Here is an 11123-nt window from a genome sequence, read left to right as displayed (position 1 = left end):
AAAAATTTTTACTCGCAATTACTATATCCGGAAAAACATCTTTACCCTTCGCAAGGCATGGTTACTACCGAATCGTCTCGCGATACGTCCCTGATGGGCGATGTGTATACCGCCATGGCCGAAGTTGAATCCGATAAATCCGCCGCGATTTTGCGCCTATCCTATCATCCATTGGTGGTTTGGATTTGGCTGGGCGCGGCAATTATGGGATTGGCCGCGTTCATGCAGGCATTGCGCTTATTAACAATCGCCCAACCGTTAAAAACCGGGGTCAAAACCCATTTCCGCTTTAATTCCAAGCGGCTAGTATTTGGTTTTGCCGCCGCAATTATTTTATACACCGTTATCGGATCGCCCTTTTTCCTGTTTATATTGTGACCTTATTGGGGCAAGGCCGGTTTTTAATTTTTCTTTTTCTATCCCCATGCTATGCTAAATTCTCTGCCTATCATATCGCGAAAGGGCCGGATCATGAGCAAAAATTACGTTGATGGATGTATCGAGGAAGCCTTGCGCCAGTCGGGCGGCAATCGCCAAAAAGCCTGCCAGATTTTATTGGCGCGTTGCGCCGAAGACCAATTGCTGGAAGACGGCCTGTTCGCCAATTTCCGCGAAGCCGCAACCATGGCGCATGTACAGCGCGTGGCCCATAAGCTGGAAGGCAAGCCGCAAACCGGCGCGACGGCGAACGGAGAGATCGATTTCGCAGGCATGATCGGTCAATTGCAAAAAAATATGGCCAATCAAGATCCATTATCCGCCAGCACTTTGAAACCGGCGCCAGGGCAGCAAGCCCATAAAATTTCCGACAACCCGGGCCATGGCAATAATTTACGCGCCATTGCCGATGCGTTTAAGAAACCTTTTAAAAAATCTTCCCCAAAATCCTAACCATATTGTAACGGAGAATATATATGCGTTTTTTGCTAGGTATTTTATTAACTTTAATTATGGTGACTTCTGTGAATGCTGCTGATTTAGAAAATACTTTATATATGGAATTGAAATCCGGCCGGGTCGTGATCGAACTGCGTCCTGATCTTGCGCCAAAACATGTTGCGCGGATCAAGGAATTGACCCGCCAGAAATTTTATGATGGCCTGACTTTCCATCGCGTCATCGAAGGCTTTATGGCCCAAACCGGCGATCCAAAGGGCGATGGCACGGGCGGATCGGGCACCAAATTGCCCGCCGAATTTAGCAGCGAAAAACATGTTCGCGGCACGGTATCCATGGCCCGCACGTCCGATCCCAACAGCGCGGACAGCCAGTTTTTCATTTGCTTTGCGCCGGCGTCCTATCTGGATGGCCAGTACACTATTTGGGGCCGCGTAATCGAAGGCATGGAATATGTCGATGCCTTGAAAAAAGGCGATCGCACCCGCAACGGCAAAGTAGAAGATCCGGATAGAATTTTGGAAATGCATGTTGCCGCCGATGTGGTTGAAAAACCGAAAGGCAAAAAAGTTAAATCGAACTAATCATTCGGTACTAAGCATAACGGCCGGGAATTCCCGGCCGTTTTAATTTGCAGTTACTGCGCCGTCCAAGCGCCATCGATAGACAATGATGCGCCGGTAATCGCCCGCGCCGCATCGCTGGCCAAGTATAAAGCCAATGAAGCAACCTCGTCCGGTTGCACGAATTTATGATACGGCATTTTTTCGGCAATTAAATCAAGCGCCGTTTCCTGGGCACTGCGGCCAGATGCGGACGCGCGCGCCTGGATTTGTTTTTCGACTATATCGGTATGTACCCAGCCCGGGCAAATGGCGTTGCATGTTATCCCGTCATTCGCGGATTCCAACGCAACAACCTTGGTCAACCCTACCAAGCCATGTTTGCTGGCAACATAGGCGGCCTTGTTGATGGATGCGACCAAACCGTGCGCCGACGCAATATTGACGATCCGGCCCCAGCCACTTTTTTTCATTCCAGCAATCAGTTTGTGAATCAGGAAATAGGCGGCGCGCAAATTAACCGCCATTACCTGGTCCCATTTTTCCGGCGCGAAATTCTCAATCGGGCTTACATGTTGAATACCCGCATTATTGATCAGAATATCCACCCCCCATTTTGCGGCTTCATCGGCCAATGTCGACAAATCCTGGGAATTGGCCACATCCGCATCAGACACGCGGACCTCGACCTTAAAACGGTCCATGAGATTGTTTTGGATATTTTGTAGCTGTTTTTGATCCCTAAGCCCATGAATCATTATATTACAGCCCTGTCCCGCAAATTTTTCTGCTATGGACAAGCCAATACCGCTGGTAGAACCGGTAATCAAAACTTTCTTATTTTGCAACATGTTGGATTCCATTCCGGGCAAAGCCAAAGATAAACAAAAATCGTGCCAAAACTGTATGAGCTTTTTATGTAAAATGACTTATATATAGATCCTAGTAATTTTTTAAGATGAAATAGATTGATTTCCGATTTTGTTAAAGTAAAATTTACCGAATCTAGATATAGTGGCAATGAATCTTAATGATTCTTGCCCAATTGGGCCTAGTTCTTGTGATATAATTAATTGGTACAGTTAAGTATTAAGTGGCGTATTATCAATTATAAATGAGTGTTATCCTATGAATGATTCTTTTGGTTCCGATGCGACTCCGACTACAGTAACGGTTAAATGGTTTTCCCCCAGAAAAGGTTTTGGTTTCGTAAATGCCCCAGGCAGTGACCGGGACATATTTCTGCATATCTCCGCAGTCACCAATGCCGGACATGAATTTTTGCCGGATGGCACGACTTTAAGCTGCATTATTGGCAGCGGTCAAAAAGGCCAGGAAGTAAAACAAATCATATCGGTCGACACCAGCACAGCGCAAGAACGTCCGCGCAGCAATTTTGGCGATCGCCCCCCGCGCCGCGAAGGCGGATTTGGCGACCGTCCGCGCCGGGACGATGGATTTGGTGGCGGCGGACGCCGCAGCAAATATGGCGATGGTGGCGGACATGGCCATCGCGATCGTGATCATCACGCCCCAAGCGGTCCCGCGCAGGAAATGACCGGCACTGTAAAATGGTATAACAGCCAAAAAGGTTTCGGATTCGTCATGCCCGAAGACGGCAGCCGCGATGTGTTCATTCATATGTCCACCTTGCGCCGTTCGGGATTATCGACATTGGACGAAGGCCAGGCGGTGCGCATGCGCGTTGTCAACGGCGGCAAGGGCCAAGAAGCCGAGTCGATCGAGATTATTTAGATTAAAGGTGTCAGGTATCAGGTACCGGGTTTCAGGTTTAAGCCGGTCTATTTCCATGATTATTTTCAAAATAATATTTGCCAAGTAAATTTGGCCTGGCACCGGACACCTGAAACCTGATACCTTCTTAAGGCACCATCACATAAGAAAAGTAATTTTTATCCAGGTCGGCGTTGGATTCATGTCCAACGCGGCCGAGGCGGAACAGGCCCGGACCGGCCGGTTCGGCCAATACCAAAACCTTACGGTCTATAGTTAGAATCCGGTCGCCAGACGCCGCAGGCACGCCAAAACCGACAAAGGCATGATTGGTGGTGTAGATCATCGCAATTGGCATATTTGGGTATAAAGCCCTTGCCATGGCGATCATCGCAACGCTTTTGGTATCACAGTCTCCCTTGTTCATACCCAGCAAGCCATAAGGCGTTGCAAATCCGGAACCATTCGATGTGGTGCGATCCTGCAAAGTATCGAACGGAATCGATTGCAGGAAGTTCAGCGTTTCATTTAAAAATCCGCGCGGACCTTTTTCGGCCGCGGCCCCGGAAACCGCTTTTGCCACGGGACGCATCGGCGCAACGTAATCCAGCGCAATACGGATATGGTCAGGCATAATATATTTGCCGGTGGTATCCTTGATAAAATATTTGGATTGCAAATATTGATCCTGTGCCTCGTCATTGCGCGCTTTCATGACGGCCAGCGTCTGTTGCACCGCTTGCTCGTTGGGGCCTAACACATGAAAACTGATCGCATCCCCTATTTTATCGACCGAAACCGAAACGCCCGGCATTTGCGCCGCATAATATTGCAAATATTCCATGGTATAATTTTCCATGGTGTCTTGATCGAATGTTTGGAATTGGCTGCTGCCGGCATTCAGTTGGCGCGTATTCAGCATAAAGCTCAATTGCCGCGCCCGGCCGGAAAAATCATCATACTGATAGGTGAATTGGGTCATATTGCCGACCCGCGCGGTTTGCCAACGATTTTGGTCGGCCAGCGCATTTGGCGCCAACATACACATCATCAACAGCGATAAAATCAGTACCCGAATAAGCACGCTTGTCATTTCCCCGATATGCTTTTAGTATACAATATCTTACCGCGCAAATGCTTAAAACTTCGTTTCATGCAGAAAAATCAAACATTTAACCGTGTTATGTTGGTCGCGCTTTCGATTTGGCTGATTTTATTGGCCGCGCAAGGCTTGATCAATACCTTTAAAAAACCCGCTAAAATTAACACCCCCTTGTCGGCCTATGAACGGGTGATGCAGTCCAAAACCTTGCGTTGCGGCTATATCCTATTTCCCCCGGCGGTGATGAAAGATCCCAATACCGGCGCTTTTTCCGGCGTAGCGGTGGATGTAATGACAAAGGTGGGCGAACGGCTTGGGTTAAACATAGATTGGACCGAAGAAGTCACTTTTGCCACCAATGTCCAGGGACTGCAAACCGGACGGTACGACGCTGTTTGCATTACCTACTGGATGAACCCGAACGAAGGCAAATTTGTCGGATTCAGCACCCCATTTTATTACAGCGGCATGATCGGCGCCCAGAAATGCGATAAACCCCGAGATGAAAAAGACTGGAACGATCCAAATTTCAAAATCGCATTGCTGGATGGATCGGTCGCATCAAGGGTAACGGCCGCAAGATTCCCAAAGGCCGGTGTTGTTACCCTGCCCAATTCCGCCGATCTGACGCAGTTGCTGATGAATGTCACAACCGGCAAGGCCGATATGGCTTTTGTCGAACCATTTCATATTGCCGAATGGAATGCCAATAATCCCAAGGATAAATTATGCGGCAGCGAAAAACCATTGGTGGTATTTCCCAATGTGATTGCAATCCCGCAAGGCGATCTGGCTTTTAAAACCATGATCGATGCAGCACTGACCGATATAATCAACAGCGGCGAAATGGATCAGATATTGGATAAATATGAAAAATATCCCGGCAGTTTTTACCGCCTGGCGAAACCGTTTCGATAATGCGGCCCACTTATCCCTTTACCCCAACCCCTAAACCCTATACCCTGTTCAGATGTTTTCGACTGTCCTCGACATATTAATTCAATACCATACCGGCTTTTTAAGCGGTCTTGCGGTTACTTTACAGCTTTGCGCGATTATCTGGTCGCTTGGCATTATTTTGGGCTCGGCGCTTGGATTCTTTGGATGGCAATATCCGGATTCGGTTGGAAAAGTATCGCGCATTATTTCCTTTATCCTGGCCGGCATTCCGATCCTGGTATTTTTATTCTGGCTGCATTATCCGGTGCAGGCGATTTTTGAAGTCGTGATTGACCCGTTTTACACCGCCGCTTTTACATTCACTATCGTCAATATTTTTGGCGTCGCGGATTTGGTGCGCTTTGCGCTCGAAGATTTTCCGCAGCAATATTTATTTGCCGCGCGCGTTTGCGGCCTGCCGCACAAAAAGACCATTTTTAAAATCCAATTGCCGATTTTATTCCGCCAGGTCTTGCCTGGTTTGTTAATGCTGCAAGTCACGATGCTGCATGTAACCTTGTTTTCCAGTTTGATTTCAGTCGAAGAAATTTTCCGCGTGGCGCAGCGCATCAACGCGCAAATTTATAAACCCGTTGAAATTTACACCGCGCTTGGGATCTTTTTCCTGATGGTTTGCCTGCCGGTCAACGGCGTCGCTGTTTGGATCAAGAATAAGTATACGAGGAATTTGTCGGACCGATAAGAAAAGGGATTTGGGGATTGGGTTTTGGGGTTTGGAATTTTAAATAGTTCTTTTTCAGCCAGAAATCCCAATACCCATTACCCGAAACCCAGAACCCAGAGTTTTCATGTTCATTGCTAAAAACATATCCAAATCACTGCAAGGTTTTCCAGTCGTTCAGGATGTCAGCCTGACGGTCGCGCCAGGCACCATCACTGCGATTGTCGGCCCGTCTGGCGGCGGCAAAACCACATTATTGCGCTCTTTATCGATGATCGAAACGCCGGATTCCGGATCGATCAGCATCGATGGCAGAGAATATCATTTCCCAATGGCCGAAGGCGCGCAGTTCACCCCGCCATGGCCGGAAATGACCGTGGTGTTTCAGCAGTTATTTTTATGGCCGCATATCACCCTGCGGCAAAATCTGTTGTTACCTATTGAAGATAAATTAACGCCAGAGCGCAAGGAATTGGTCGAAGAAGTGATCGACTTTTTCGGCATGCGCCAATTCATCGACCGCTATCCCAGCGAAGTATCGGGCGGCCAAAAACAACGCCTAGCCCTCGCCCGGGCGATTGCCTTGCAACCTAAATATTTATTGCTGGATGAAATCACCTCGGCGCTGGACGTGGAACAGATTGCCAAAATTCTGGAATTCTTGCTGGTGGTCAAAGACAAAGGTTGCGGGATGATTATTGTCACGCACCATTTGAATTTTGCCAAACGCGCGGCCAACCAGATCATTTGCCTGGATCAAGGCAGAGCCATTGAACAAGGTGGGTCCGAAATCCTGGAAAACCCGCAGAACCCACGGATTAAGACTTTCTTATCCCATGTCCTGGCGGCCAGCTAACGCCGAAAATCCATACAATTTTAACGATATTCAATGGTTAATTAGGCTTTCTTTGCCATAATAGAACTGTATTCACGCGGTCTTATTAGCCGGGGAGAGGATAATATGCAGTATAAGCTATTGATTTTAGCTATGATTCTGGCCTTCCAAGGATTGGCCCCTTCCATAGCCCACGCCGATTGGAATTATACCCACCAAGCCATATTCGATGGCGAAGACCCTCCTCCAGATGGTGGCGGGGGCGGTGACGGCGGCGAAGATGATCCGCATGATCCTAACCAAACCTTGGATTGCCAGCCTGTGGGCGATGCGGGATGGGATTGCCGGGAAAATATCCCGTAAGCAGGTTCCCCGCATACTCTTGTGAATTTTAGATTTTGGGGTGTGCTCTTAAGGGTCGGTCTTCGGATCGGCCCTTTTTTCTATGCTTTTCCATGCTGCATCGCGCTATAACATCGGTTTTCCGCCATTGAAACGCCATCTTACCATGCCAATATTAATGGTAGGAGGTAAGATGACATGGATAAGCATATTGCCGCCTTAGTCGGCTTTGTAATTATATTTCCTATGTTGTTAATCGTATTATGGCTGTTTCGTGGTGGCGGCTTGCAAATGTTGGGGCAAGTTTATTAAAATACCCACCATGGGTTTTAAAGTTATTCGATTCATTTGTTTTATTCTATTAAGCCTGTTCATCCTTTATGGCTTATGGATTCTAACCGGCGCTGCCGTTGGACATTCCAGGCCATAATTTTATGTCTGCACAAAATCATTCCCTTTCCGCTGGCCCAGCCGACGATCATGCGCGGCTGGATAAATTTCTGTCGCAGAAATTAGCCGATCTTTCCCGCGCGCGAATTCAAGCGCTGATCAAGGAAAACCAAGTGCGTGGCAACGGCAAAATAATTTCCGATCCCGCGCACAAAGTAAAATCGGGCCAGACATACACCATTACGATTCCTGAAATTCGTGATGTGCCGATTGCGGCGCAATCCATACCGCTCGACATTGTATACGAGGATAAAGATATTTTGGTTTTAAACAAACCGCCGGGCCTGGTAGTGCATCCCGCCGCGGGCAATCCCGATCATACCTTGGTCAATGCTCTGCTGGCCCATTGCGGCGATTCCCTATCCGGCATCGGCGGCGAAAAACGGCCCGGTATCGTGCACCGGATCGACAAAGACACCAGCGGCATTTTGGTAATCGCCAAACACGATATCGCCCATCAAAATCTCAGCAAGCAATTCGCCGATCATAGCATCGAACGAACCTATCAGGCTTTTGTCTGGGGCATTCCGAATCCTGGCAAAGGCAGCATATCCGGCAATATTGGCCGCAGTCCGCAAAACCGTAAAAAGATGGCGGTGGTAAAATCCGGCGGCAAACGCGCCGCGACTCATTATCGCACCGTGAAAAATTTTTCCGGCATTGTCAGTTTGGTCGAATGCAATTTGGAAACCGGACGCACGCACCAGATACGGGTGCATATGACCCATATCGGCCATCCTTTGATCGGCGATCAAACATACGGCCGCGCCCGTAAAATCAAGGGACTTGAAAAAGACATAACGGATTACCTATATCATTATCCACGCCAGGCGCTGCATGCCGCAACGCTTGGATTCCATCATCCGGTGAATGGAAAATTCATGCAATTCAAGGCCGATCTGCCCAAAGATTTGGAAATACTGGCTGAAAAATTGTCGAAGATAGGCTAGTATCCTCCGCATGGCCAATGTACCCGCCCTTAGCCCCGACAGCAATCTTTCCAGGTATCTTGCGGAAATACGCAAAATTCCGATGCTCAAGCCGGAAGAAGAATTCATGCTGGCTAAACGCTGGCGGGAAGATGGCGATCGCGATGCCGCGCATATGCTGGTGACAAGCCATTTGCGATTGGTTGCTAAAATCGCGCTTGGATACCGTGGATATGGATTGCCGGTCGCCGAATTAATTTCCGAGGGCAATATCGGCATGATGCAGGCGGTAAAAAAATTCGACCCAGACAAGGGTTTTCGCCTGGCCACTTATGCGATGTGGTGGATCCGGGCTTCGATCCAGGAATATATTTTACGATCCTGGTCGCTGGTTAAACTGGGCACGACCGCCGCGCAGAAAAGATTGTTTTTCAATCTGCGCAAATTGAAAAGCCAGATGCAAGCGATAGAAGATGGAGATTTAAAACCCGAACATGTCGAAGCCATCGCGCAAAAACTGGACGTAACCGAACAAGACGTGATCGATATGAACCGCCGTTTACGCGGCGACCAGTCCTTGAACGCGCCAATTCGCACCGGCGAAGATGGCGGCGGCGAATGGATGGACTGGCTGGTGGATGACGCCAGCAATCAAGAAGAAACATTGTCGCAGCATCAGGAAGAAAACGAACGCCACCATTTATTGATGCAAGCCATGGAAATTTTAAACGATCGCGAACGGGATATCATCCGCGCGCGCCGATTGCAGGAAACCCCGCAAACACTGGATGAATTAAGCCAAAAATACAATGTGTCGCGCGAACGCATCCGGCAAATCGAAGAAAAAGCGTTCGAAAAACTGCAAACCCAGATGAAAATGCTGGTCGATGCGCGGCCACAGCAATTCTTGGAACATAAAAAGAATTAAATCAATTATTCGAAATTTTTCTGCACGCTGGATTGCGCCGCATCGATTTGTTGCGGCGTGCAACCCAGGCTTTGCAATAACGTCTTGCCCAATTCCAGGCTGGCGTTCAAGGTAATCGGCACGGTCGCGGCAACACCAGTTTCTATCAGCTTTCTGGAATGTTCAAAATCGCGCGCGCGGGCGAATATTGGCACATGCGGCCAATTATCCCGCAATATATGGGTTATCTGAGTCGCTTTTTTAGCGCGGCTGACGGCAATCACCGCCGCTTGCGCCCAATCGGTGCCGACCGAACGCAACACATGCACTTTGGACGCATCGCCATAAAACACCGGCAGATTTTTCGCCCTGGCGCGCGTAATGCGGTCATGATCGTCATCGATCACGACATACGGAATTTGCTGTGCCTGGCACATGCCGGCGATCACTTCGCCAACACGGCCATAGCCGAAAATTACCACATGTTTCTGCTTATCCTTAAATTCTTCCGGCGCCGGCAAGGATTCGTCGTCCATATGCGCGATCGGTTGCACCAAATACGGCCAGGAAAACCGCACCGCGACCGGAGTGATGGCCATGCTGATAATTGCAACCGTGGAAAATAAATTGACTAAATCAGCGTCGACCAACCGCGATTGCATCGCAAGACCGAACAATACGAATCCGAATTCGCCGCCTTGCGCCAATAAAATGGCGGTACGCATTGCCTTGTACAACGGCAATTCATAGTATCGCGCTGCACAGTAGAATACCGCCAGTTTTAAGCCGATTAAAGTGAACAATAGCAACACAACAGGCAGCGGATTATCGACAATAAAGCGCAAATCGATCATCATGCCCACGGTCATAAAAAACAAGCCCAGGAACAAGCCACGGAACGGTTCAATATCGGCGGCAATCTGATGGCGGAATTCGGTTTCCGACAAAATCACCCCGGCGAGAAACGCGCCCAGCGCCATGCTGAGGCCGAAATGAAAAGTCGAAAAACCCATACCCAATACTATTAATAATGTCAGGCCGGTCAGCAGTTCATGATTCTTATTGCCGATCACCAGGCGGTAAAATGGGCGCAACAAGAATTGCCCGACATACATGATCAATACAAGCGCTATGACGGCTTTCAATCCTGCGCCAATCAAACTGCTGACTATCAATGCGCCTTTTTGATTTAACAGCGGAATCACCACCAGCAACGGCACAACCGCCAAATCCTGAAACAAGGCGGCGGCAAAACTGGCCCTGCCGTGGCGTGTCGAAAATTCACCGCGTTCGGCCAATAACTGCACCAGCATCGCGGTCGATGAAAACGCCATCGCCCCGCCGATAATGATCGCCTCCGCCAGATTTTCGCGCGAATAATAAACCAAGCCGCCGAATATCAGCATCAAAGAAATGGTGGTTATGCCGCCAAATCCAAACACCAGATGCCGCATCACCCGCAACCGCTCCAAGGGCAGTTCAAGGCCAATCGCAAACAATAAAAATACCACGCCCAAGTCGGCCAGGAATGAAGTCGTGGGCGTGTTTTCGATAAAGCCGAATCCATATGGCCCGATCAACAATCCCGCCAGCAAATATCCCAAAATGGGACTGGCCCGCAACCGTTGCACGAACGAGGTAATCAATACTGCCGCCGCCAGCATGATAATGGGGATGGTCAAATCTAAACTATGCGTCTCAATCATATTTTTACGGCCTTTTTTATGTTTTCTGGCTTATTGT

13 protein-coding genes are annotated in these 11123 nt (G+C 48.8%); 10 read left to right on the top strand and 3 right to left on the bottom strand.

Features of this window, described 5'->3' with window-relative positions; genetic code table 11:
* The 3 genes from EYC62_05420 to EYC62_05410 all read left to right on the top strand — a co-directional run.
* The coding region (locus EYC62_05420) for a hypothetical protein (protein TAH34792.1) at positions 1-378 on the top strand (378 nt) is incomplete at its 5' end.
* A 93-nt stretch (positions 379-471) separates the two neighbouring features.
* Positions 472-891, top strand: coding sequence for a hypothetical protein (locus EYC62_05415; protein TAH34791.1), 420 nt, complete (start codon positions 472-474; stop codon positions 889-891).
* A 23-nt stretch (positions 892-914) separates the two neighbouring features.
* Positions 915-1481, top strand: a complete 567-nt coding sequence (locus EYC62_05410) for a peptidylprolyl isomerase (GenBank protein ID TAH34790.1) — start codon at positions 915-917, stop codon at positions 1479-1481.
* Positions 1482-1534: 53 nt separating this feature from the next.
* Here EYC62_05410 and EYC62_05405 read toward each other — a convergent pair whose 3' ends face one another.
* A complete protein-coding gene (locus tag EYC62_05405; protein TAH34789.1) occupies positions 1535-2311 on the bottom strand; it encodes a 3-hydroxybutyrate dehydrogenase in 777 nt (258 codons plus the stop codon).
* A gap of 277 nt (positions 2312-2588) precedes the next feature.
* On the opposite strand from EYC62_05405, the gene EYC62_05400 reads away from it, so the two are divergent.
* A complete protein-coding gene (locus EYC62_05400; protein TAH34788.1) occupies positions 2589-3215 on the top strand; it encodes a cold-shock protein in 627 nt (208 codons plus the stop codon).
* A gap of 127 nt (positions 3216-3342) precedes the next feature.
* Here EYC62_05400 and EYC62_05395 read toward each other — a convergent pair whose 3' ends face one another.
* Positions 3343-4287, bottom strand: a complete 945-nt coding sequence (locus tag EYC62_05395; protein TAH34787.1) for a hypothetical protein — start codon at positions 4285-4287, stop codon at positions 3343-3345.
* Positions 4288-4296: 9 nt separating this feature from the next.
* Between EYC62_05395 and EYC62_05390 the strand changes: the two genes are divergently transcribed.
* The 6 genes from EYC62_05390 (at position 4297) to rpoH (ending at position 9401) form a co-directional block, all read left to right on the top strand.
* Complete coding sequence (locus EYC62_05390; GenBank protein ID TAH34786.1) at positions 4297-5214, top strand: amino acid ABC transporter substrate-binding protein; 918 nt, start codon at positions 4297-4299, stop codon at positions 5212-5214.
* Between the two features lie 52 nt (positions 5215-5266).
* The gene (locus EYC62_05385; protein ID TAH34785.1) at positions 5267-5938 is read left to right on the top strand and encodes an ABC transporter permease subunit; all 672 of its coding nucleotides are present in this window, start codon (positions 5267-5269) and stop codon (positions 5936-5938) included.
* Between the two features lie 106 nt (positions 5939-6044).
* Positions 6045-6773, top strand: a complete 729-nt coding sequence (locus EYC62_05380; GenBank protein ID TAH34784.1) for an amino acid ABC transporter ATP-binding protein — start codon at positions 6045-6047, stop codon at positions 6771-6773.
* 105 nt (positions 6774-6878) lie between these two features.
* Positions 6879-7115, top strand: a complete 237-nt coding sequence (locus EYC62_05375; protein ID TAH34783.1) for a hypothetical protein — start codon at positions 6879-6881, stop codon at positions 7113-7115.
* A 413-nt stretch (positions 7116-7528) separates the two neighbouring features.
* Entirely contained in the window at positions 7529-8494 is a 966-nt protein-coding gene (locus EYC62_05370; GenBank protein TAH34782.1) for an RluA family pseudouridine synthase, read from the top strand.
* A 10-nt stretch (positions 8495-8504) separates the two neighbouring features.
* Entirely contained in the window at positions 8505-9401 is an 897-nt protein-coding gene (gene rpoH / locus EYC62_05365) for an RNA polymerase sigma factor RpoH (GenBank protein ID TAH34781.1), read from the top strand.
* Positions 9402-9406: 5 nt separating this feature from the next.
* Here the strand turns inward: rpoH and EYC62_05360 are convergent, their stop codons facing one another.
* Positions 9407-11086 carry a hypothetical protein gene (locus EYC62_05360; protein TAH34780.1) on the bottom strand — a complete coding sequence of 560 codons (1680 nt, stop codon included), beginning with the start codon at positions 11084-11086 and terminating at the stop codon, positions 9407-9409.
* Positions 11087-11123 lie beyond the last annotated feature (37 nt).

Source organism: Alphaproteobacteria bacterium (genome assembly GCA_004295055.1).
In the GTDB taxonomy this organism is placed as follows: Bacteria; Pseudomonadota; Alphaproteobacteria; order SHNJ01; family SHNJ01; genus SHNJ01.
This window is presented reverse-complemented; position numbering and strand designations above follow the sequence as displayed.

Bases quoted from the DNA above. Each gene is read 5' to 3' on its own strand.
- EYC62_05405 (TAH34789.1), bottom strand. From the start codon at position 2,311: ATGTTGCAAAATAAGAAAGTTTTGATTACCGGTTCTACCAGCGGTATT.
- EYC62_05410 (TAH34790.1), top strand. From the start codon at position 915: ATGCGTTTTTTGCTAGGTATTTTATTAACTTTAATTATGGTGACTTCT.
- EYC62_05395 (TAH34787.1), bottom strand. From the start codon at position 4,287: ATGACAAGCGTGCTTATTCGGGTACTGATTTTATCGCTGTTGATGATG.
- EYC62_05400 (TAH34788.1), top strand. From the start codon at position 2,589: ATGAATGATTCTTTTGGTTCCGATGCGACTCCGACTACAGTAACGGTT.
- EYC62_05415 (TAH34791.1), top strand. From the start codon at position 472: ATGAGCAAAAATTACGTTGATGGATGTATCGAGGAAGCCTTGCGCCAG.
- EYC62_05385 (TAH34785.1), top strand. From the start codon at position 5,267: ATGTTTTCGACTGTCCTCGACATATTAATTCAATACCATACCGGCTTT.
- EYC62_05360 (TAH34780.1), bottom strand. From the start codon at position 11,086: ATGATTGAGACGCATAGTTTAGATTTGACCATCCCCATTATCATGCTG.
- EYC62_05375 (TAH34783.1), top strand. From the start codon at position 6,879: ATGCAGTATAAGCTATTGATTTTAGCTATGATTCTGGCCTTCCAAGGA.
- rpoH (TAH34781.1), top strand. From the start codon at position 8,505: ATGGCCAATGTACCCGCCCTTAGCCCCGACAGCAATCTTTCCAGGTAT.
- EYC62_05370 (TAH34782.1), top strand. From the start codon at position 7,529: ATGTCTGCACAAAATCATTCCCTTTCCGCTGGCCCAGCCGACGATCAT.
- EYC62_05380 (TAH34784.1), top strand. From the start codon at position 6,045: ATGTTCATTGCTAAAAACATATCCAAATCACTGCAAGGTTTTCCAGTC.
- EYC62_05390 (TAH34786.1), top strand. From the start codon at position 4,297: ATGCTTTTAGTATACAATATCTTACCGCGCAAATGCTTAAAACTTCGT.